The sequence below is a fragment of the Arenibaculum pallidiluteum genome (assembly GCF_017355985.1).
Lineage (GTDB): Bacteria > Pseudomonadota > Alphaproteobacteria > Azospirillales > Azospirillaceae > Arenibaculum > Arenibaculum pallidiluteum.
In genome coordinates this window covers 483,021-503,193 of sequence record NZ_JAFIQU010000003.1, presented here as the reverse complement: position 1 = coordinate 503,193, position 20,173 = coordinate 483,021, and the positions used below count along the sequence as shown (strand labels likewise).

Here is a 20,173-nt window from a genome sequence, read left to right as displayed (position 1 = left end):
CGCTCAGATTCCACGCTCGCAATCGCGATGTCCCGTCCAATATGAGTCCGGTTTTTTGGTTGGACCGCGATCCCTTCCGCCAGGCTTCGGCGAGGAAAGGAAGGGCCTTCCACGGGGCCTGACTGTCTGGTAAGAACGGAACATGAACAAATCTATCACGGTCCGCGGCGCGCGGGAACACAATTTGAAGAACGTGGACGTCGAGCTGCCGCGGGACAGCCTCGTCGTGATCACGGGCCTTTCGGGCTCCGGAAAGTCGTCGCTGGCCTTCGACACGATCTATGCCGAGGGCCAGCGCCGCTACGTGGAGAGCCTGTCGGCCTACGCGCGCCAGTTCCTGGAGCTCATGCAGAAGCCCGACGTCGACGCCATCGAGGGGCTGTCGCCGGCCATCTCGATCGAGCAGAAGACGACGTCGCGCAACCCCCGCTCGACCGTCGGCACCGTGACCGAGATCTACGACTACATGCGCCTGCTCTGGGCGCGAGTCGGGATCCCCTACTCGCCCGCGACCGGCCTTCCGATCGAGAGCCAGACCGTCAGCCAGATGGTCGACCGGATCATGGAGATGCCCGAGGGCACGCGCCTCTACCTGCTGGCACCCATCGTCCGCGGCCGCAAGGGCGAGTACAAGAAGGAGCTGCAGGAGATGCGCAAGCGCGGCTTCCAGCGCGTGCGCATCGACGGCGAGCTCTATGACATCGACGAGGCGCCCGCCCTCGACAAGAAGCTCAAGCACGACATCGAGGTGGTGGTCGACCGCGTCGTCGTCCGCGAGGGGCTCGGCAACCGTCTGGCCGATTCGCTGGAGACCGCGCTGGAGCTCGGCGAAGGGCTGGTCTTCGCGGACAACGCCGACGGCGGCGAGCGCACGACCTTCTCCTCGAAGTTCGCCTGCCCCGTCAGCGGCTTCACCATCGAGGAGGTCGAACCGCGGCTATTCTCCTTCAACAATCCCTTCGGCGCCTGCCCGGCCTGCGACGGGCTCGGCGAGAAGCTGTACTTCGACCCCATGCTGGTGGTTCCGGACGAGCGGCTGAGCCTGCGCGACGGCGCCATTGCGCCCTGGGCGGGCTCGACTTCCCAGTACTACGCACAGACGCTGGAGAGCCTCGCGCGGCATTACGGGGTCGACGCCTCAAAGCCCTGGTCCGAGCTTCCCGCCGAGGCGCGCGACGGCGTGCTCTACGGCTCCAAGGGCAAGCCAGTGACCATGCGTTACGACGACGGGCTCCGCAGCTACGAGACCTCCAAGCCCTTCGAGGGCATCCTGAACAACCTGGAGCGGCGCTGGCGCGAGACCGACAGCGCCTGGGTCCGGGAGGAGCTCGGCCGGTACCAGTCCTCCATGCCGTGCGAGGTCTGCAAGGGCGCCCGTCTGAAGCCCGAGGCGCTGGCGGTCAAGGTGCGCGGGAGGAACATCTCCGAGATCGCGGCCCTGTCGATCCGCGCTGCCGAGGCCTGGTTCGCGGAGCTCAACGAGCACCTGCGCCCCAAGGACCGCGAGATCGCCGCGCGCATCCTGAAGGAGATCAACGAGCGGCTGGGCTTCCTGGTCAATGTCGGGCTCGACTACCTGACCATGGCGCGCAACTCGGGCTCGCTCTCCGGCGGCGAAAGCCAGCGTATCCGGCTCGCCTCCCAGATCGGCTCGGGCCTGACGGGCGTCCTCTACGTGCTGGACGAGCCTTCGATCGGCCTACACCAGCGCGACAACGACCGGCTGCTAGAGACATTGCGGCGGCTCCGCGACCTCGGCAACACGGTGCTGGTGGTCGAGCATGACGAGGACGCGATCCGCGCCGCGGACTACCTCGTCGACATGGGGCCGGGTGCCGGCCAGCACGGCGGCACGGTGGTCGCGGCCGGCACGCCGGAGGAGGTGATGGCCTCGCCATCCAGCCTCACCGGCCAGTACCTGACCGGCGCGCGCAGCATCGCCGTGCCAAAGCACCGCCGGCCGGGACACAAGGGGCAGTTCCTCGAGGTCGTGGGGGCCACGGCCAACAACCTCAAGGACGTCACGGCGAAGATCCCGCTGGGCACCTTCACCTGCGTGACGGGCGTCTCTGGCGGCGGCAAGTCCACGCTCGTGATCGAGACGCTGTACAAGGCGCTGGCTCGGCGCCTGATGGGCGCGCGCGAGCATCCCGCGCCGCACCGCGAGATCCGCGGCGTCGAGTTCCTGGACAAGATCGTCGACATCGACCAGTCGCCCATCGGGCGCACGCCGCGCTCGAACCCCGCGACCTATACCGGCGCCTTCACGCCGATCCGGGACTGGTTCGCCGGCCTTCCCGAGGCCAAGGCCCGCGGCTACGGCCCTGGGCGCTTCTCCTTCAACGTGAAGGGCGGACGCTGCGAGGCCTGCCAGGGCGACGGCGTCACCAAGATCGAGATGCACTTCCTGCCCGACGTCTACGTCACCTGCGACGTCTGCCACGGCAAGCGGTACAACCGCGAGACTCTGGAGATCCAGTACAAGGGGAAGAGCATCGCCGACGTGCTCGACATGACCGTCGAGGAGGGCGCCGAGTTCTTCAAGGCCGTGCCCTCGATCCGCGACAAGATGCGGATGCTGGACGAGGTCGGGCTCGGCTACATCCATGTCGGCCAGGCCGCGACGACGCTGTCGGGCGGCGAGGCGCAGCGGGTGAAGCTCGCCAAGGAGCTCAGCCGCCGGGCCACGGGCAAGACCCTCTACATCCTGGACGAGCCGACGACCGGGCTGCATTTCGAGGATGTCCGCAAGCTGCTCGAGGTGCTCCACGCGCTGGTCGAGCAGGGCAACACGGTGGTCGTGATCGAGCACAATCTGGAGGTCATCAAGACCGCCGACTGGATCATCGACCTCGGTCCCGACGGTGGCGACGGCGGCGGCGAGATCGTGGCCTCCGGTCCGCCCGAGGCGATCGTGCGCGAGCCCCGCAGCTTCACGGGGCGGTACCTCGCGCCTTATCTCGAGGCAGCCCCCTCGCGGCGCAAGGCGTCCTGACGCCCGCCTGCGGTCTTCTCGGCCTCCCCCGCGGGCCGCGCCGTCATGGCGCGGTTCCAGCGGGGCGCCGGGCAACGAGCACGCCCAGGAGAGCGGGGAGGAAACCCGCGACCTGGACTGGCCGCAGTTGCTCCCCGAAAGCAAGGAAGCTCAGAAGCGCGGCCAGCGGCGGCGCCAGGAGCATCAGTGCCGAAGCCTTGGCCGCCCCCTCGCGACGGACGAGGCCGACCAGCAGATTCACCGCCACGACCGACAGGCCGAGCGCCGACCAGGCCAGCGCGATCCAGAGCGCCCCGGCCCCATCCCACCGCATGTTGCCGAAGGCGAGCAGCGCCGCCAGCGCCACCAGCGCCCCCCCCGCGTTCTGAATGGCGCCGGCGCTGCGCAGGTCCCCCCGGGCGGCCTCGGCGCCCTGGAGGACTGTCCCCGCCGTCAGCGCGACGACGGCCAGCAGCGCCGGCGCGAGCGAGAGGACAGGGAAGCTTCCCGTGCTGCCGAGCGCCGGCGCCAGAACCATGCCGGTGCCGCACATAGCCAGGGCGAGGCCGCCCCAGAGCCCGCGCGACGGCGGGCGGCCGAACAGCGCCATGGCCAGCCCCGCCAGCAGCGGCTGCAGCGCGCCGAGCAACGCCATCACGGCCACGGGCATTCCCATGGCGACTGCACCGTAGCCGGCGACGAGATAGACGCCGTGCATCAGCGCACCGCAGCCGAGATGGAACGCGGCGCGCGCCGGCCCCGGCCACGGCACGCCCGCCGCGACGGAAAGCACGGCCAGGATGCCGGCCGCGAGGGCGAAGCGCGCGAGAAGGAACAGGTTCAGGTCGGCATGGGGAGCGGCCGCGCGCGCCACGAGGAAGCCGGTCGACCACAGCGCGACGAACAGTGCCGGGGCCAGCATCCACGCCGGCGAAGCGCGCCGGATGACCGAGACGATGATTGCGGTCCTTTCGGCACTCACGCGCGGCTCCCTTCCGCATCGCCCCTGCCCCAGCCTTTCGGGCGTCGGCGCGACCTCTTTGCGCCGGAGATTGACGACCAGCGGGTCCAGTTGGAAATTAAATCCAGCACTCCATTCCAGTGGATACCGTAATGGCAGGAACGCTCGATCCCGATCTGCTGAAGGCGCTTGCCGGCGTCGTCGACGCGGGCGGCTTCACGCGCGCGGCCGAGCGGCTGCACCTGACCCAGTCCACCGTCAGCCAGCAGGTCCGAAAGCTCGAAGCCGCGGTCGGCAGGCAGCTCCTGATCCGAGAGCGATCCGGTGGGATCCGTCCGACGGAAGAGGGCGAGATTCTGATCGGCTACGCCCGCAGGATCCTTGCGCTGACGGCAGAGGCGCAGGAGGCGATGCGCTGGCCGGCCGCACCGCGGACGGTCCGGCTGGGCGTGCCCGAGGACTTCGCGGGCCGGCGGCTGATCGCGCTGCTTTCCGCCTTCGCCCGCGCCGAGCCGCAGATCCGGCTCGACACCGCCAGCGGCTGGAGCCGGGAGCTGCGGCGTCGGCTCGATTCCGGCGAGGTCGATCTCGCGCTGGTGAAGCGCGAGCCCGGGGACGGCGCCAGTCAGGCTGCCTGGCCCGAAAGGCTCGCATGGGTCGCGGGACGCGGGGCGCCGCTTGATGGCGATCCCGTGCCCCTGGCGCTGTTCCCGCCGGGATGCATTTACCGGGCGCGGGTGATCGACGCGCTGGAGCGGCGCGGGCGTCGCTGGCGGATCGCCTTCTCGAGCCAGGGGCTGATGGGCGTTCAGGCCGCCGTCGCGTCGGGCCTCGGCATCAGCCTGCTTGCCGAAGATGCCGTGCTCGAGGACCACCGCCGGCTGACGCGCGATGACGGCTTCGACGAGCAGCCGCCGTCGGAGATCGCCCTTCTCGCCGGGGCGGCCCGCACGACCGCGCCGGTGCGGCGTGTTGCCGAGTTCCTGATGGAGAATATCGGGGCGGCGCAGAGCCGCCCGGCCACGACGGCGGCGTGATCGCGGATGCCGAGCGCGGCGCCAGGACGGTTCGCGCTTGCGCCGCTCGCATGAGGGCCGCATCTAGGGGCGCATCCCTCAACACCTCAGGCAAGACGAAACTCATGTCCGCCCTTCCCGCCCCCGTCCACGTCGTCGGCGGCGGTCTCGCCGGCAGCGAGGCCGCCTGGCAGCTCGCCTCCGCCGGCGTGCCCGTCGTCCTGCACGAGATGCGGCCCGTCCGCGAGACGGAGGCTCACCAGACCGACCGTCTGGCGGAGCTGGTCTGCTCCAACTCCTTCCGGTCGGACGATGCCGAATACAACGCCGTCGGGCTGCTGCACGAGGAGATGCGACGCTGCGGGTCGCTGGTGCTTCGCGCGGGCGATGCGCACAAGGTTCCCGCCGGCGGGGCGCTGGCCGTGGATCGCGACGGCTTCGCCGAGGAGGTGACCCGCACGCTCGCTGCGCATCCGCTGGTGACGATCGCGCGGGGCGAGATCGCGGGGCTGCCCCCAGCGGAGTGGGAAAGCGTCGTCGTCGCGACCGGCCCCCTGACGTCCCCGGCCCTGGCCGAAGCGATCCGGGCTCTCACCGGCGAGGAGAGCCTGTCCTTCTTCGACGCCATTGCCCCCATCGTCCACCGCGACAGCATCGACATGGGCAAGGCGTGGTTCCAGAGCCGCTACGACAAGCCGGGCCCCGGCGGCACCGGCTCCGACTACATCAACTGCGCGATGGACAAGGCGCAGTATGCGGCCTTCATTCAGGCGCTGCTGGAAGCCGAGAAGACCGAGTTCAAGGAGTGGGAGAAGGACACGCCCTATTTCGAAGGCTGCCTTCCCATCGAGGTGATGGCCGCGCGCGGCCCCGATACGCTGCGCTGGGGCCCCATGAAGCCCGTCGGGCTCACGGACCCGCATACCGGGCGGCGCCCCTGGGCGGTCGTGCAGCTCCGCCAGGACAACGCGCTGGGTACGCTCTACAACCTCGTCGGCTTCCAAACGAAGATGAAGTACGGCGAGCAGACGCGCGTCCTGCGGATGATCCCGGGGCTCGAGAATGCCGAATTCGCGCGCCTCGGCGGCATCCACCGCAACACCTTCATCAACAGTCCGAAGCTGCTCGACGGAACCCTGCGCCTGCGCGCCCTGCCGCGCCTGCGATTTGCGGGCCAGGTCACCGGCGTCGAAGGCTATGTGGAGAGCGCGGCCATGGGCCTGCTGGCGGGCCGATTCGCCGCCGCCGAGCGCCATGGGCAAGCCATCTCCGGGCCACCCTCGACCACGGCGCTGGGTGCGCTTCTGGGCCACATCACCGGCGGGGCGGAGTCGGACACCTTCCAGCCCATGAACGTGAACTTCGGCCTGTTCCCACCGGTGGACGAGCGGCACCGCGGGCGGGAGCGCAAGCTCGCCTACACGCGCCGAGCGCTCGCCGATCTGGACGCATGGCTGGGGAAGGTGCCGGTGGCGGCCTGACCGCCCCCGCCCGGCCCCATCAGTAGCGGCCGATGAAGGCCCGCCACGCGAGCCGAAGCTGCAGCAGCGGATGCGCCATCGGCACGCGCGGGGCGAAGGGATCCCAGCCGGCGCGCTCGAGAACGCCGAGATAGGTCTGCGCCATCGCGGCCTGGAGCAGGACAGGCATGGCGGCGCGCCCAACGCCGCGCCTGACCGCCCGCGCCGCTTCCACATGGGCGCGGGCCACGCCCCCGATCGCGGCTGCGACCGCCGGAAGGCCATCGGGGCGCCGCCCCTCGAAGAGGCGCGTCGCTGAGACCCCGTGCGCCGCCATGAGATCGGCCGGCAGATGGATGCGCCGGATCCGCGCATGGTACGGGACGGCGCGCAACAGCCCGGTCAGAGCCCAGGCGATCCCGGCATGGCGCGCCGCCGTCGCCGCGGCGTCGCTGCCGGCGTCCAGCGCCTCCAGCGCCAGCAGCGCCAGCGCGCCCGAGCTGCCGTCGGCATAGGCCTCCAGGGCCGCCATGTCGGGCGGCGGACCCTCCTCCAGGTCGGCCTCGCGCGCCAGGAGCACGGCCTCGAACCGGTCCCGTTCCAGCCGCCCGGTCGCGACGGCCGGCGCAAGGGATTGCAGCACCTCGTGGGCACGCACCGTGCCGACGTAGAGCTCGTCCAACGCGTCGCGCCACCACTGGAGACGAATCTGGCCGAGCATGGGCTGGCTTACCACCTCGCGGGTCTTGGCGACCTCCACGTTGAAGGCGTAGAGGCCGAACAGCCATTCGCGGCGTTCGGGCGGGGCGAACAGGCAGGTCAGGAACCTGTCCCGGTCGTTGCGCCGGACCTGCTCGCCGCAGTAGGAAAGTGTGCCCTCTGATGGTGCCATGAAATTTCGGGGGGTCGCCTCGGGAACCCGGGCCAAATCCGGGCCGCCGACCTATATTGCGGTTCGGGTGAGTCATATCGGCATTCGCCGCAGGATGCACCACCCGGGCCGTCCCACAGCCGGAACCGCAGCGCATGGCCGACCACCGCACGATCCAGCCGAGCCTGAGCCCGGAGGAGCCGACGGCGCGGAAGACCTCGGCCGAGGAGAACTTCCCAGTCGCCTCGCGGCTGGTCTCGGCACGGCTGCGCCCCCACGTGATGGCCTTCTACCGCTTCGTCCGCCTGGCCGACGACATCGCCGACGATCCCGATCTGGAACCGGAGGCGAAGCTCGGGCATCTGAACGCCCTCGACAAGGCGCTGACCACGGGCGAGGCCCCCACGCCCTATCTGGCGCCGGCGCTCGCGTTGCGGGCGAGCCTGGCGGCGACGGGCGTCTCGCCGGCCTATGCGCGGCAACTCATCCAGGCGTTCCGCAGGGACGCGCGCAACGAGCGATGCGCCAACTGGGGCGACCTGCTGCTCTATTGCCGCTACTCCGCCGTGCCGGTCGGCCGCTACCTACTTGCGCTCCACGGCGAGGGCCAGCGCCCGGTGCCCGCGAGCGACGCCCTGTGCGCGGCCCTTCAGATCATCAACCACGTCCAGGACGTCCGCGAGGACTGGGTCCGGCTTGGCCGCTGCTACGTGCCGCTGAGCTGGTTCGAGCAGGCGCGTCTTAGCCCTGAGCGCCTGGTCGAGACCCGCAGCGACATGCGCATGCGCGCGGTGCTCGACCGGGTGCTGGACCAGGTGGACGGGCTTCTCGCGCGCGCCGACGCCCTGCCCCGCCTCATCGAGGACCGTCGCCTGCGCCTAGAGGCATCGATCACGCTGGCGCTGGCCAAGGCGCTGGCGCGCAGGCTCCGTCGCGACGATCCGCTGGCGCGCAAGGTGACGCTTTCCACGCTCGGCCGCGCGGGCGCCGCCCTGTCGGGCCTGGCACGCGGTCTCGCCGCCCGATGACCGCAGCCGGTGTGGAGTCCTCCGTCGCGCCCGGTGGCGGAAAGGGCGGCGGACAGGGCGACGGACAGGGCGGCGGCAGCACGTTCTACTGGCCGATGCTGATGCTGCCGCCGCGCAAGCGCGCGGCGATCTTCGCGGTGTACCGGTTCTGCCGCGCCGTCGACGATATCGCGGACGAGCCCGGTGACCCCGAGGATCAGCGCCTGCGGCTGGAACGGTGGCGGCAGCACGTGCGCGCCCTCCCGGCCGTGGCGGCGCAGGACCCTCTGGTCGGCGACCTCCGCGACGCGATGCTCCGTTACGCGCTGCCGCCCACCGAGCTCGAGGCGGTGATCGACGGCGTCGCCATGGACATCGGCGCGTCGGTGCGCGCACCGACGCTTGACGAGCTGCGTCTCTATTGCCGCCGGGTCGCGGGCGCCGTCGGGCTGCTCGCAATCCGGATCTTCGACCGCGCTGATCCCGAGACCGAGGCCTTCGCCATGGCGCTGGGCGAGGCGCTCCAGTTCACCAACATCCTGCGTGACCTCGAGGAGGATGCCGCCATGGGGCGGCTGTATCTGCCGCGCGACCTGCTCGTCGAGGCCGGGATCGCGGACACCGATCCGACGGCGGTGCTCGCCCATCCGCAGCTCGCAATGGCGTGCCGGTCCCTGGCGGCGCTGGCCGAAGCCCGCTTCGCCGAGGCCGGACGGCTGCTGGAGCGCTGGCCGCGCCGACGGCTGTGGTCCGCCCGGGCCATGATGATCCTGTACCGGCGCCTGCTGGCATCCATGGCCGCGGTCGGCTGGCCGCTGAATGCGCGACCGCGGCTTGCTGGCGCGACCTGCGCCTGGGTCACGTTCCGATGCGCGGCAGGACGCGCGCCGGCAAGATGACCGCCCCGATGACCGGTCGGGTGCACGTGATCGGCGCCGGCCTCGCCGGGCTATCGGCGGCGACCGCGCTGGCCATGTCCGGTCGCCGCGTCGCGCTCCACGACGCGGCCGGCCATGCCGGCGGTCGCTGCCGCTCGTTCCACGACGAGCAGCTGGATCGGACGCTGGACAACGGCAACCACCTGCTGCTGAGCGGCAACCAGGCTGCCCTTGCCTTCCTGGACCGGATCGGCGCGCGCGACCGCCTGCTGGAGCTGCGCCCCGCGGCCTTCCCCTTCCTGGACCTCGCGACAGGCGACGCGTGGTGCCTGCGGCCCAATGCGGGTCCTCTGCCCTGGTGGCTCCTCGACCGGCGCCGGCGCACGCCGGGCGCTGGCCTCCGCGCCCATCTGGCCGGGCTGCGGCTCGCCTTTGCCCCGGCGGGAGCTAGGGTCGCCGATCTGCTCGATCCCGCGGGCCCGGCCTTCGGGCGGCTTTGGCAGCCGCTGGCGGTCTCGATCCTGAACGAGGAGCCTGGGTCCGGATCGGCGCGCCTGCTGGGCGCAGTGTTCCGGCGGACGCTATTCCGAGGCGAGGCGGCCTGCCGCCCCATGATCGCGGCACGAGGACTGTCCGACTGCTTCGTGGATCCGGCGCTGGCCTATCTCACCCGGCAGGGAGCGACGGTTGCCCTGCACAGCCGGCTACGTGCGCTGCGGATGCACGGAAGCCGCGTCGCGGCACTGGAGTTCACGTCGGGAACCATCCCGCTGGCGCCGGGCGATGCGGTGGTCCTGGCGCTGCCGCCGCACCAGGCCTCGGCGCTCCTGCCCGGCCTTCCGGTGCCGCAGGGGGGCAGCACGATCCTGAACGCGCATTTCCGTCTGGCCGAGCCCGCGCGCCTGCCGGGCGGGCTGCCGTTTCTCGGCCTCGTCGGCGGGACGGCGGAATGGCTCTTCGCGCGCGGCGACGTGGTGTCGGTCACCGTCAGCGCAGCCGGGCGGCTTGCCGACCGGCCGGCCGAGGCACTCGCCGCGGAACTGTGGGGGGATGTCGCGCGGGCGCTCGGCACAGGTGGCCCGCCACCGGCGTACCGCATCGTGAAGGAGCGGCGGGCGACCTTCCGGCAGACCCCCGGAGAGGAGGCGCGGCGGCCGGGCCCGCGGACCGGCATCGAGAACCTTACGCTCGCCGGAGACTGGACCGCCACCGGCCTCCCAGCCACCATCGAGGGTGCCATTCTGTCGGGGGCACGCGCGGCCCGTGCAACCCTGCTGCCGAGGGGCACGGCGGAAGCTGGCCTTATCCGCGCTTTACGCGCGCCCGCACCGGGCATATCTCAGGGGGCGTGAATGGCGTCTTGGTGCCGCGCGGCACTGTGGCGCGCCGACGAGTTCATGCCCACCAAATGATAAGGAGAGGAACCATGGCCTTCGAACTGCCCCCGCTGCCCTATTCGCACGATGCGCTGGAGCCGTTCATGTCGGCGCAGACCCTGAACCTGCACCATGGCAAGCATCACCAGGCCTACGTCACGAACCTGAACAACCTGGTGAAGGACACGCCCATGGCGTCCATGAGCCTGGAGGAGGTCGTGAAGGCGTCCTACGGCGATGCGTCCAAGCAGGGCATCTTCAACAACGCCGGCCAGCACTGGAACCACATCCTGTTCTGGCAGTGCATGCGCAAGAACGGCGGCGGCTCCATCCCCGGCGAGCTCGAGAGGCGCCTGAAGTCCGATTTCGGCTCGGTCGAGCAGTTCAAGGAGGCCTTCACGCAGGCCGGTGTCACGCAGTTCGGCTCGGGCTGGGCCTGGCTGGTCGAGGACGGCGGCAAGCTCAAGGTCACCAAGACGCCGAACGGCGAGAACCCGCTGGCCCATGGCCAGAAGGCGCTGCTGGGCTGCGACGTCTGGGAGCACTCCTATTACCTCGACTACCAGAACCGTCGTCCGGACTACATCAAGGCGTTCCTGGACAATCTCGTGAACTGGGAGTTCGTGGCGCAGCGCCTCGCGGCCTGAGCTATCCCGGCAACAGGGCGGCGCCGACGCGCCGCCCCTCGCCCAACAGCACGTTGTAGGTCCGGCAGGCGGCGCCGGTATCCATCACCTCGATCACGACCCCATGGGCCCTGATCGCCTGCCGCAGGCGCGAGGGGAGGAGCTGGATTCGCGGACCGCTGCCGAGCAGCAGCAGCTCGGGGCGGGGCTCGGCCATAGTGACGGGATCGAAGCTCCGCTCCGTCAGCTCCCCGAAGGACGCGACATCCCAATCGAGGCTGCGCTCCGGCAGTACCAGGACCGGGCCGCCGAAGACGACCCCCGATACGCGGAAGCCGCCCGGCCCATAATCTTCGATGATCTGGCGCCCGGCAGGAATGAGCGGCGTCACGTCCATGGAAAAACCCCTCCGGGCCGAGGCCTGGCCGGCCCGTTCAATTCGGCGGCAGCCGGTGCTGCCCATCCGGCGCGCCCGTGCTGAGACGGGCTGCGCCGTTCGCCGTGAACATGGAGGGCCGACCTGCGATCGCCAAGGGCACGCCGGACGGCTACTTCCGCCCGAACATCCTACCCAGCGGCGAAGCGCCCGCGGGCGGGGCCGCCGGCGCCGGCGCCTCGGCCGGCTTGTCGCCGGCGCCGCCGCCCTTCACGGGCTCGGTCTTCTGCAGGATCGACGTGATGGTGCTCTTGAGCACGCGCACGCGCACGTTCTCGGCGATTTCCACCGTCACCTCATCGGCATCGGCCTTGGTGACGGTTCCGATGATGCCGCCACCCGTGACCACGCGATCGCCCCGACGCAGCGCGTCGAGCATCGTCCTGTGTTCCTTCATGCGCTTCTGCTGCGGACGGATCAGCAGGAAATAGAAGACGATGAAGATCAGAACGAGCGGCAGAAAGCTCGCGAACTCAAAGGCCCCCGGCGCGGGCCCCGTCTGGGCCCAAGCGGTGGAAACCAACATGTCCTGCTCCTTGTCGAGACGTCTCTTCGGGTCCGCGGGACTATAGCCGTACGCTCCCGGATCGCAAATGAAACCGGCTCGCCCGCTTGTGCGCGTGCCTCGGCGTGCTAGGGTTGCCGCCCGCCCCCTTTGACGCCCCCATGAAGACTGGTCATCGATGAACGCCGATGAGATCCTGATGCAGCTGCGCCGCATCGCGGACGCCCTGGAAAGGCTGACCCCGGTCCCGCCATCCCCGCCGGACCTGACATCGGCCGAGGCGTTCGTCTGGCATGCGGACGGAGCGCGGATCGAACCGGTGCAGCGGGTCAACAGGGTCGAGATCGAGCTTCTCCAGGGCGTCGAGCGGCAGCGCGACCAGCTCCTGGAGAACACGCGGCGATTCGCCGAGGGCCTCCCGGCCAACAACGCCCTGCTCTGGGGGGCGCGCGGGATGGGCAAGAGCTCGCTCGTGAAGGCCGTCCACGCCCAGGTGGCGGCCGAGACCGGCGGCCTGGGGCTGGTCGAGATCCACCGCGAGGACATTCCCTCCCTCCCGGTGCTGCTCGGCCTGCTGCGGGACCAGCCCCGGCGATTCATCCTGTTCTGCGACGACCTGTCCTTCGACCACGACGACGCGGCTTACAAGAGCCTGAAGGCAGTGCTCGAGGGCGGTGTCGAGGGGCGGCCGGAGAACGTCGTGTTCTACGCGACCTCGAACCGCCGGCACCTCATGCCGCGGGAGATGATCGACAACGAGCGCTCGACGGCGATCAACCCTGGGGAGGCGATCGAGGAGAAGGTCTCGCTATCGGACCGCTTCGGCCTCTGGCTGGGCTTCCACAACTGCGACCAGCCGACCTATTTCGCGATGGTGGAGGGCTACGCGCGGCGCTTCGGGCTCGACCTGCCGACGGACGAGCTGCATGCCCAGGCCGTGGAATGGGCGATGACGCGCGGCGGCCGCTCCGGGCGGGTCGCCTGGCAGTTCATCCAGGACTTGGCGGGCCGTCAGAAGCGTCGGCTTGGCTGACCGACCTCGGTCCCAGGTGCTCGCGCGGGTCGACCGCGCGGCTGCCGCGGCGCAACTCGAAATGGAGCTGGGGTGAGGTCACGGCGCCGGTGCTGCCGACCGATCCGATGCGCTGCCCGCGCTTCACCTTGGCTCCGCGGGCGACCTTGATCTCGTCGAGATGGGCATAGGCGCTGACCCAGCCATCGGAATGCCGGATCAGCAGCAGGTTGCCGAACCCCTTGAGCTCGTTGCCTGCATAGGCGACGACGCCGTTCTCCGCGGCGACAACGGTGGTCCCGTGCGGGGCGCCGATGTTGATTCCGTCATTGTGCAGGCCGCCGGCCTTGGGGCCGAAGTCGGAGACGATGGAGCCGCGGACCGGCCAGGCGAAGCGCGCCGCGCTCCGCGCCGGCGGCTCGGCTGCCGGCGGTACGGTCGCGGCGGTCTGACGGGTCACCGAGGATGCCGGCGGCGCGGGTTCCACGCGCGCCACGCTCGCGGGCTTGGCCGCTGGCGGCGGCAGGGCCGGCGGCTCGGATTGCGGCTTCGACTGCGCCTGCATCGGGGAAGCCTCGGCCGCCGTCGGCGTCGGGGAAGCTTCCATCCGCGGCGCGATGGCCGGGCTGGACGCAGCCGGTCCCGCCGGCATGGACGTGGTGGCGGCGCGCGGCGGCCTGGCGGCGGGAAGCGGCGGGCGCGCCGGAGCACCCGCAGAGACCACAGGCGCTGCCGAGGCGACCTGAACCTGCACCTCGGAAGCGTCGGCCCCGGGCAGCTTCAGGCGCTGGCCCAGACGCACCGAGAAGGGCGCCTTCAGCTCGTTGGCACGGGCGAGCTCGGCCATGTCGACCTGGTACATGCGCGAAACGGAATAGAGCGTGTCCCCCCGCGAGACCGTGTGATAGCGCGCGCTCGGCAGCGTCAACCGCTGGCCCACCTGCAGGACGTAGGGCGGCTTGAGGCCGTTGGCGTCGATCAGGTCCCGGACGGGAACGCCATAGCGCCGCGCGAGCTCGTAGAGCGTGTCGCCCGACGCCACCACCAGCGCGCCGCCGGCGCTAGGCGGCGGCGGAGCCTCCACTCCGTGCTGCGTCACCGGGATCAGATCGCCCATGGCGGCCGGTCGCGGCGCCGGGGCGCAGGCTCCCAGCACCAGCGCCGCGGCGAACGCGGGCAGCGCGCCCCGGGTCAGGCCGGCGCGCCCGCCGGCGAGAACGCCTCCGGCACGGCGTTCGGCAGCAGGGGTACGAAACGCGTGGGCCACAGCTCCTCCCGCTCCAGGCCGGATTCGGTCCTCCGGACGCGCCACACGCTCTGCGCGCGGCCCCGCCCCTCCATCGGGAGAATCATGATACCACCGACGGCAAGCTGATTGGTTAATGGCTCCGGTATTTCCCGCTGGGCAGCGGCTGTCACGATGATGCGGTCGAAGGGCGCCTGCTCGCGCCAGCCGCGCATCCCATCGCCGTGACGGGTCGTGATGTTGTGCAGCCGGAGCGCGGCGAACCGCGCCTCGGCCTCGCGCAGGAGCGGGCGGTGCCGCTCCACCGTATAGACCCGGCGGCACAGGCGGGAGAGGACGGCCGCCTGGTAGCCGGAGCCCGTGCCGATCTCCAGGACCTTCTGCCGGTCGGTGAGCTCAAGGGCCTGCGTCATCTGGGCGACCACCAGCGGTCTGCTGATCGTCTGCCCCTCGCCGATCGGCAGAGCCTTGTCCTCCCAGGCCTGGTCGTGGAAGGCGGGAGGCAGGAAAGCCTCGCGCGGGAGCCGTTCGATGGCGCCGAGGACTGAGGTGTCCGTCACCCCGGAGCGCCGCAGTTGCATGATCAGGCGGATCTTCCGGGCTTGCAGGCTCACCGGAACAGCTCCCCCAGCGGCTCCAGCGTCGGGTAATGCGTGAGGTCGAGCTGCAGTGGCGTGACCGAGATGCCGCCGTTCAGGACGACGCCCACGTCGGTGTCCTGGCGGACGTCCTCCTCGCCGCGCAGCGTGCCGATCCAGAAATAGGCGCGCCCGCGCGGGTCGACGCGCTCGTGCAGGTCGTCGCCGATCTTGCGCTTGCCGTGGCGGACGACCTGGATCCCCGAGACCTCATCCGGCCCGACCGCCGGGAAGTTCACGTTCATCAGGACATTGCGGCTCCAGGAAGCCGTCAGCAGGCGCCGCACCACTTCCGGACCCCAGCGCAGCGCCGTGGACCAGTCCGGCGGCCTCCCGGCGAGGTGCTGGGACAGCGCGACCGCGCGGACCCCCAGCAGCGTCGCCTCCATGGCCGCCGCGATGGTGCCCGAATAGGTCACGTCCTCGCCGATGTTGCTGCCGCCGTTTACGCCCGACAGGACCAAGTCGGGCCGGCGGTCCTTCATCACGTGGTTGATCGCCAGCAGCACGCTGTCGGTCGGCGTGCCGTCCACTGCGAATCGCTGCGGATCGAGCTGGCGCAGCCGCAGCGGCCTGTGGATCGTCAGGGAGTGGCTGGCGCCGGACTGCTCGACCTCCGGCGCGACGACCCAGACATCGTCCGAGAGCTGCCGGGCGATCTCCTCGAGCACGCCAATCCCCGGCGCCTGGATCCCGTCGTCGTTGGAGATCAGGATCCGCGGGGCGCGCGGGGCTCCGGTGTCAGCCATGCCGCTCGATCCTCTCAAGACCGCCCATATAGGACCGCAGGACGTCCGGAACGGCGATGGATCCGTCCTCCTGCTGGTAGTTCTCCAGCACCGCGATCAGCGCGCGCCCGACCGCAGTCCCCGAGCCGTTCAGCGTGTGCACGAAGCGCGTCTGCTTCTCGCCGCGCGGCCGGCACCGCGCCTTCATGCGACGCGCCTGGAAGTCGCCGCAGTTCGAGCAGCTCGAGATCTCGCGATAGGCGCCCTGCCCGGGCAGCCAGACCTCGATGTCGTAGGTCTTGCGCGAGGCGAACCCCATGTCGCCGGTGCACAGCACCACGGTCCTGAAGGGAAGCCCCAGGCGCCTGAGGACTGTCTCGGCCGCCTCCGTCATGCGTTCGTGCTCGGCCTCCGACTGCTCCGGCGCCGTGATCGAGACGAGCTCGACCTTGTAGAACTGGTGCTGGCGGATCATGCCGCGCGTGTCGCGCCCGGCGGCCCCCGCCTCCGCGCGGAAGCAGGCCGTGCGCGCCGTGAAGCGCAGCGGCAGCTCCTCCTCGTCCAGGATCTCGTCCGAGACGAGGTTCGTGAGCGGGACCTCGGCGGTCGGGATCAGCCAGTGCCCGGAGCTGACGGCGAACTGGTCCTCGCGGAACTTCGGCAGCTGGGCGGTCCCGAACATCGCCTCGTCGCGCACCAGGAGCGGCGGCGAGACCTCGGTGTATCCGAACTCGCGGGTATGGACATCCAGCATGAAGTCTCCGAGCGCGCGCTCGAGCCGGGCGAGCGGGCCCTTCAGGACCGTGAATCGCGCACCCGAAAGCTTGGCGGCCGCGCCGAAGTCCATGTAGCCCAGAGCCTCGCCGAGTTCGAAATGCTCGGCCTCCCTGCCGGGATGCCCGGGCGTGCCGACTCGCCGCAGCTCGACGTTCCCGCTCTCGTCGGGACCGTCCGGCACGTCGGCTGCGGGCAGATTCGGCAGGCCGGCCAGAATGCCGTCGAGCTCCGCGCCGAGGTTGCGTTCCTGCGCCTCGGCCTCGGTCATGCGGTCCTTCAGGGACGCAACCTCCTCCATCAGGGCGCGGGCCCGGTCCTCGTCGCCCTGCTTCTTGGCGGCTCCGATCTCCTTGGAAGCGTCGTTGCGCCGCGCCTGGAGGGTCTGCAGCTCGGTCTGGGCGGCACGCCGGCGCGCGTCGATGTCCAGGATCCCGGCTGAAAGCGGAGACATGCCCCGACGTTCGAGCCCCTTGTCGAAAACCCCGGGATTCTCGCGGATTTGTCGGAGGTCGTGCATGGCGTCCGAAGCGTGCGCTGGAGTGGGACGCCGTTATAGGCCGGGCCGAGTCGAGGGTCCAGGGGCGCCGGCCGCCTCGATGCCGTTACGCCACGCCCTGTTGCTCCCGCGCTACGCGCCGGCCCTCAGCCGGCGTTCGCGGCAGCGGCGCTGGACTCGCGCTTCCTCTCGATCCGGCGGGCGATGAAGATGGAAATCTCGAACAGCAGGTAGAGCGGGATCGCCAGGCCGATCTGGCTGATGATGTCCGGCGGCGTCATGATCGCCGCGAAGATCAGGATGACCACGATGGCGTAGCGCCGCTTCGAGGCGAGCTGGGCCGCGCTGACGAGCCCCGCGCGGACCAGGAGCGTCAGCAGCACCGGGAGCTGGAAGGCGATTCCGAAGGCGAAGATCAGCGTCATGACCAGCGAGAGGTACTCGCTGACACGGGCCTCGAACTGGATGGGCAGCGTGTCGCTGCCCGGCAGGGCTGCCTTCTCGAAGCCCAGGAAGAACTGCCAGGCGAGCGGGAAGATGAAGTAGTAGACGAGCGCGCCCCCGAGGAAAAACAGGACCGGCGTCGCCACGAGGAAAGGCAGGAAGGCCTGCTTCTCGTGGCGGTACAGGCCGGGCGCCACGAACTTCCAGAGCTGGATCGCGATTACCGGGAAGGACACGAAGCACGCCGCCCAAAAGGCCACCTTCACATAGGTGAAGAAGGCCTCCGTCAGCCCCGTGTAGATCATCCGGCGCCCTTCGCCGGGCAGCAGGTTGGCCAACGGCCGGACCAGGAACCCGTAGATGTCCGCCGAGAAGTAATAGCAGACCAGGAACGCCGCCAGGACGGCACCGACCGAATACATCAGGCGGTTGCGCAGCTCGATCAGATGGTCGAGCAGCGGCATTTTCGAATCGTCGAGGCTCTCCTGGTCGCTCACGATATCACGCGTTCTTGTCGGTCTCGGCCGAGGCCGGCGCGGCGGCCGGCGGATGGGCGGCCGACGGCGGGGCAGGCGCCGTGTGGATGGGGGATGGCTCGACCGACGCGGGCGCCGAGCTCGCCGAAGCGGCGCTTACGGCGCCGGGGAGCGCGGCCGGCTTCTCGATGGAAGCGGTCTCGAGCGAAGCGGTGGCCGGCTCGGCTGCCGCGGGCGCGGGCGCGGTGGCCGGCTTCGCAGGATCCATCTCGAAGGCGGTCCGCAGGCTGCCGGTCGGGTCGATGGTGTTCTCGACCTGCCGCGCCAGGTTCATGTCCTTGAGTTCGAGCGCCTTCTTCCGGACGTCCTCCAACTCCGCCTCGCGGATCATGTCGTCGATATGGCCCTGGAACTCGCGCGTCAGCATGCGCGCCTTGCGCACCCACAGCCCAACAGTCTTCAGGACCTGAGGCAGGTCCTTGGGCCCGATGACCACGAGCGCCACGACGGCGATGAGCGCGAGTTCGGACCAGCCGATATCGAGCATGGGGATTCGTCCAGGCGCCGGGCGGTCAGGAAGACTTGACCGTCTCGTCCTTGGCGGGCTGGGTGCCGCCCACCGCGACCGTTCCGGCGGCCGGCGACGCAGGGGCGACGGTGCTGGCCGTGGCCGGCGCCTCGTGCTCGATGACTTTGGGCTTGGCAGCGGGCTCGTCCTCGTCCTTCAGCCCGGCCTTGAAGTTCTTCATGCCCTTGGCGAGGTCGCCCATCACGTTCGGCAGCTTTCCAGCGCCGAAAATTATCAGGACGACCGCAAGGATCAGGATGACCTGCCAGATACCGATACTCATGAATGGACTCCGTCTTGGCCGGTCGATGCTGTCGGGCCGGGATAATGGCAGAAAGCCATATACCCCGCAACGCAGCACCCGGCCCGCCGCCTTTCTTCCCCTCAAATGGGGCTGGCCATCGGAAATGCGAAGGCCTGGGCAGGGTCGAGCGCGACCGCGACGTGCGTTCCCTCGGCGGGCAGGTACTGCCCAGGCATGCGCGAATGCAGGTGCAGCGTCCCACCCCGGCCGTCCGGCACCGACAGGTGGACGAGGCTGGTGCGTCCCAGCAGGCGCGCCGCCTCGACCCGCGCGAGAACGGGCATCGCGGCGCCCGGCTCGACCGCGCCGAGCCGCAGCGCCTCGGGCCTGATCATGATCCGGGCCGCCTCCCCGTCCCCGAGATGACGGGCCGGCACGGCGCCCACTGGCGTCGCCACCCGGCCGTCCCGGACGGTGCCGGCGATCTCGTTGACCTCGCCGAAGAAGCGCGCGGCGAAGGCCTCGGCCGGTCGGGTGTAGAGCTCCACCGGAGTTCCGACCTGCACCAACCGGCCGCGGTTCATGAGGGCGATCCGGTCGGCCAGGAACATGGCCTCCTCCGGATCGTGGGTGACCAGCAGCGTCGCCGCGCCGTTCCGCTTCAGGACGTGCAGCGTCTCGTCGCGGACCTGCTCGCGCAGCCGGGCATCCAGGCCGGAGAACGGCTCGTCGAGAAGCAGGACCGCCGGATTCGGGGCGAGCGCGCGGGCCAGCGCGACGCGCTGCTGCTGTCCGCCCGAGAGCGCGTGCGGGTACACGTCCGCGTGCCCTTCCATGCCAACCTGGCGCAGCGCCTCGACGGCGCGCTGCTGCTGGCGCGCCGCCGGCAGCCCGGTCAGCCCGAACCGCACGTTCTCGATCACCGTGAGATGGGGGAAAAGCGCGTAGTCCTGGAACACGAGCCCGACTCCGCGCCGCTCGGGCGCGAGCGAGCCGGCTTCGTCCGCGACCACCCGGCCGCCGATCCGCACAACGCCGCGCTGCACCCGTTCCAGCCCCGCCGCCAGACGCAACAGCGTCGACTTTCCGCACCCGGACGGCCCGACGAGGCAGAGGATCTCGCCCGCGGCGACCGACAGGCTGACGCCGCCCACGGCCTCGACCCCGCCATACCGGTGGAACACGCGCTCCAACGCCAGCGCCTCGGCCGGGGTGGCGGCGCTCCGCGGAAGGGGGCCAAGAGCGTCCAGCGCGACGGGTGGGGGTGCATGGATGGGGCGAGGCTGCGCAGCCTCGGCCGCAAGGCCGTGGCGCCGGACGCTGCGGCTGCGCAGCCACCTTCCGGCGCGCTCGCGAAGCCCATGGCCCGGATGGTTCCTGCCGTCGTCGAAGGTCGAGCTCGTCATGGCCGTATCGGCTGCGCGGTTCGCATCG

Annotated in this window: 20 protein-coding genes; 8 read left to right on the top strand and 12 right to left on the bottom strand. The window is 70.5% G+C overall.

The annotated features are described in order from the left end of the window. Positions 1 to 142: 142 nt before the first annotated feature. The gene (gene uvrA / locus JUB13_RS09545; protein ID WP_207478558.1) at positions 143 to 2,995 is read left to right on the top strand and encodes an excinuclease ABC subunit UvrA; all 2,853 of its coding nucleotides are present in this window, start codon (positions 143 to 145) and stop codon (positions 2,993 to 2,995) included. A 43-nt stretch (positions 2,996 to 3,038) separates the two neighbouring features. Here the strand turns inward: uvrA and JUB13_RS31995 are convergent, their stop codons facing one another. Next, entirely contained in the window at positions 3,039 to 3,956 is a 918-nt protein-coding gene (locus JUB13_RS31995) for a DMT family transporter (RefSeq protein ID WP_207478557.1), read from the bottom strand. Positions 3,957 to 4,087: 131 nt separating this feature from the next. On the opposite strand from JUB13_RS31995, the gene JUB13_RS09535 reads away from it, so the two are divergent. Next, positions 4,088 to 4,972 (top strand): LysR family transcriptional regulator, encoded by an 885-nt coding sequence (locus tag JUB13_RS09535; RefSeq protein ID WP_207478556.1) that lies wholly within the window; start codon positions 4,088 to 4,090, stop codon positions 4,970 to 4,972. Between the two features lie 104 nt (positions 4,973 to 5,076). Beyond that, positions 5,077 to 6,432 carry a methylenetetrahydrofolate--tRNA-(uracil(54)-C(5))-methyltransferase (FADH(2)-oxidizing) TrmFO gene (gene trmFO / locus JUB13_RS09530; protein WP_207478555.1) on the top strand — a complete coding sequence of 452 codons (1,356 nt, stop codon included), beginning with the start codon at positions 5,077 to 5,079 and terminating at the stop codon, positions 6,430 to 6,432. Between the two features lie 19 nt (positions 6,433 to 6,451). Here the strand turns inward: trmFO and JUB13_RS09525 are convergent, their stop codons facing one another. Beyond that, on the bottom strand, positions 6,452 to 7,303 hold the full coding sequence (locus JUB13_RS09525) for a phytoene/squalene synthase family protein (protein WP_207478554.1): 852 nt from the start codon (positions 7,301 to 7,303) through the stop codon (positions 6,452 to 6,454). 134 nt (positions 7,304 to 7,437) lie between these two features. Between JUB13_RS09525 and JUB13_RS09520 the strand changes: the two genes are divergently transcribed. The 4 genes from JUB13_RS09520 (at position 7,438) to JUB13_RS09505 (ending at position 11,190) form a co-directional block, all read left to right on the top strand. Continuing rightward, on the top strand, positions 7,438 to 8,310 hold the full coding sequence (locus JUB13_RS09520) for a squalene/phytoene synthase family protein (RefSeq protein ID WP_207478553.1): 873 nt from the start codon (positions 7,438 to 7,440) through the stop codon (positions 8,308 to 8,310). Beyond that, the gene (locus tag JUB13_RS09515) at positions 8,307 to 9,188 is read left to right on the top strand and encodes a squalene/phytoene synthase family protein (protein ID WP_207478552.1); all 882 of its coding nucleotides are present in this window, start codon (positions 8,307 to 8,309) and stop codon (positions 9,186 to 9,188) included. Before JUB13_RS09520 ends, JUB13_RS09515 begins: the two co-directional genes overlap by 4 nt. An 8-nt stretch (positions 9,189 to 9,196) precedes the next feature. Next, positions 9,197 to 10,519, top strand: coding sequence for a hydroxysqualene dehydroxylase HpnE (gene hpnE / locus JUB13_RS09510; RefSeq protein ID WP_207478551.1), 1,323 nt, complete (start codon positions 9,197 to 9,199; stop codon positions 10,517 to 10,519). A gap of 74 nt (positions 10,520 to 10,593) precedes the next feature. Beyond that, positions 10,594 to 11,190 (top strand): superoxide dismutase, encoded by a 597-nt coding sequence (locus JUB13_RS09505; protein WP_207478550.1) that lies wholly within the window; start codon positions 10,594 to 10,596, stop codon positions 11,188 to 11,190. Position 11,191: 1 nt separating this feature from the next. Here the strand turns inward: JUB13_RS09505 and JUB13_RS09500 are convergent, their stop codons facing one another. Both JUB13_RS09500 and yajC read right to left on the bottom strand, forming a co-directional pair. Next, positions 11,192 to 11,566, bottom strand: a complete 375-nt coding sequence (locus JUB13_RS09500; protein WP_207478549.1) for an Mth938-like domain-containing protein — start codon at positions 11,564 to 11,566, stop codon at positions 11,192 to 11,194. A 151-nt stretch (positions 11,567 to 11,717) separates the two neighbouring features. After that, on the bottom strand, positions 11,718 to 12,131 hold the full coding sequence (yajC, locus tag JUB13_RS09495; protein WP_207478548.1) for a preprotein translocase subunit YajC: 414 nt from the start codon (positions 12,129 to 12,131) through the stop codon (positions 11,718 to 11,720). A 157-nt stretch (positions 12,132 to 12,288) separates the two neighbouring features. Between yajC and JUB13_RS09490 the strand changes: the two genes are divergently transcribed. Then, positions 12,289 to 13,143 carry an ATP-binding protein gene (locus tag JUB13_RS09490; RefSeq protein ID WP_207478547.1) on the top strand — a complete coding sequence of 285 codons (855 nt, stop codon included), beginning with the start codon at positions 12,289 to 12,291 and terminating at the stop codon, positions 13,141 to 13,143. Here JUB13_RS09490 and JUB13_RS09485 read toward each other — a convergent pair. The 8 genes from JUB13_RS09485 to JUB13_RS09450 form a co-directional block, all read right to left on the bottom strand. Next, complete coding sequence (locus JUB13_RS09485; protein WP_328702900.1) at positions 13,100 to 14,389, bottom strand: LysM peptidoglycan-binding domain-containing M23 family metallopeptidase; 1,290 nt, start codon at positions 14,387 to 14,389, stop codon at positions 13,100 to 13,102. The two genes, JUB13_RS09490 and JUB13_RS09485, sit on opposite strands and share 44 nt — an antisense overlap. Beyond that, on the bottom strand, positions 14,314 to 14,982 hold the full coding sequence (locus JUB13_RS09480; protein WP_207478546.1) for a protein-L-isoaspartate(D-aspartate) O-methyltransferase: 669 nt from the start codon (positions 14,980 to 14,982) through the stop codon (positions 14,314 to 14,316). Before JUB13_RS09480 ends, JUB13_RS09485 begins: the two co-directional genes overlap by 76 nt. Then, positions 14,979 to 15,755: a 5'/3'-nucleotidase SurE gene (gene surE / locus JUB13_RS09475; RefSeq protein ID WP_207478545.1), complete on the bottom strand. Its 777-nt coding sequence runs from the start codon at positions 15,753 to 15,755 to the stop codon at positions 14,979 to 14,981. Before surE ends, JUB13_RS09480 begins: the two co-directional genes overlap by 4 nt. Then, positions 15,748 to 17,028: a serine--tRNA ligase gene (serS, locus tag JUB13_RS09470; protein WP_207478544.1), complete on the bottom strand. Its 1,281-nt coding sequence runs from the start codon at positions 17,026 to 17,028 to the stop codon at positions 15,748 to 15,750. The genes surE and serS overlap by 8 nt, the downstream gene beginning before the upstream one ends. A 125-nt stretch (positions 17,029 to 17,153) precedes the next feature. After that, a complete protein-coding gene (tatC, locus tag JUB13_RS09465; RefSeq protein WP_407928105.1) occupies positions 17,154 to 17,948 on the bottom strand; it encodes a twin-arginine translocase subunit TatC in 795 nt (264 codons plus the stop codon). A 4-nt stretch (positions 17,949 to 17,952) separates the two neighbouring features. After that, positions 17,953 to 18,474 (bottom strand): Sec-independent protein translocase protein TatB, encoded by a 522-nt coding sequence (gene tatB / locus JUB13_RS09460; protein WP_207478543.1) that lies wholly within the window; start codon positions 18,472 to 18,474, stop codon positions 17,953 to 17,955. Between the two features lie 25 nt (positions 18,475 to 18,499). After that, positions 18,500 to 18,778 carry a twin-arginine translocase TatA/TatE family subunit gene (gene tatA, locus JUB13_RS09455; protein WP_207478542.1) on the bottom strand — a complete coding sequence of 93 codons (279 nt, stop codon included), beginning with the start codon at positions 18,776 to 18,778 and terminating at the stop codon, positions 18,500 to 18,502. 101 nt (positions 18,779 to 18,879) lie between these two features. Continuing rightward, positions 18,880 to 20,145, bottom strand: a complete 1,266-nt coding sequence (locus tag JUB13_RS09450; RefSeq protein WP_207478541.1) for an ABC transporter ATP-binding protein — start codon at positions 20,143 to 20,145, stop codon at positions 18,880 to 18,882. Positions 20,146 to 20,173 lie beyond the last annotated feature (28 nt).

Excerpts from the sequence above, each read along its gene's own strand:
- JUB13_RS09525 (WP_207478554.1), bottom strand. The coding sequence starts at position 7,303 with ATGGCACCATCAGAGGGCACACTTTCCTACTGCGGCGAGCAGGTCCGG.
- JUB13_RS09490 (WP_207478547.1), top strand. The coding sequence starts at position 12,289 with ATGAACGCCGATGAGATCCTGATGCAGCTGCGCCGCATCGCGGACGCC.
- tatA (WP_207478542.1), bottom strand. The coding sequence starts at position 18,778 with ATGAGTATCGGTATCTGGCAGGTCATCCTGATCCTTGCGGTCGTCCTG.
- yajC (WP_207478548.1), bottom strand. The coding sequence starts at position 12,131 with ATGTTGGTTTCCACCGCTTGGGCCCAGACGGGGCCCGCGCCGGGGGCC.
- JUB13_RS09505 (WP_207478550.1), top strand. The coding sequence starts at position 10,594 with ATGGCCTTCGAACTGCCCCCGCTGCCCTATTCGCACGATGCGCTGGAG.
- serS (WP_207478544.1), bottom strand. The coding sequence starts at position 17,028 with ATGCACGACCTCCGACAAATCCGCGAGAATCCCGGGGTTTTCGACAAG.
- uvrA (WP_207478558.1), top strand. The coding sequence starts at position 143 with ATGAACAAATCTATCACGGTCCGCGGCGCGCGGGAACACAATTTGAAG.
- trmFO (WP_207478555.1), top strand. The coding sequence starts at position 5,077 with ATGTCCGCCCTTCCCGCCCCCGTCCACGTCGTCGGCGGCGGTCTCGCC.
- JUB13_RS09500 (WP_207478549.1), bottom strand. The coding sequence starts at position 11,566 with ATGGACGTGACGCCGCTCATTCCTGCCGGGCGCCAGATCATCGAAGAT.
- surE (WP_207478545.1), bottom strand. The coding sequence starts at position 15,755 with ATGGCTGACACCGGAGCCCCGCGCGCCCCGCGGATCCTGATCTCCAAC.
- JUB13_RS09520 (WP_207478553.1), top strand. The coding sequence starts at position 7,438 with ATGGCCGACCACCGCACGATCCAGCCGAGCCTGAGCCCGGAGGAGCCG.
- hpnE (WP_207478551.1), top strand. The coding sequence starts at position 9,197 with ATGACCGGTCGGGTGCACGTGATCGGCGCCGGCCTCGCCGGGCTATCG.
- JUB13_RS09535 (WP_207478556.1), top strand. The coding sequence starts at position 4,088 with ATGGCAGGAACGCTCGATCCCGATCTGCTGAAGGCGCTTGCCGGCGTC.
- JUB13_RS09515 (WP_207478552.1), top strand. The coding sequence starts at position 8,307 with ATGACCGCAGCCGGTGTGGAGTCCTCCGTCGCGCCCGGTGGCGGAAAG.
- JUB13_RS09450 (WP_207478541.1), bottom strand. The coding sequence starts at position 20,145 with ATGACGAGCTCGACCTTCGACGACGGCAGGAACCATCCGGGCCATGGG.
- tatB (WP_207478543.1), bottom strand. The coding sequence starts at position 18,474 with ATGCTCGATATCGGCTGGTCCGAACTCGCGCTCATCGCCGTCGTGGCG.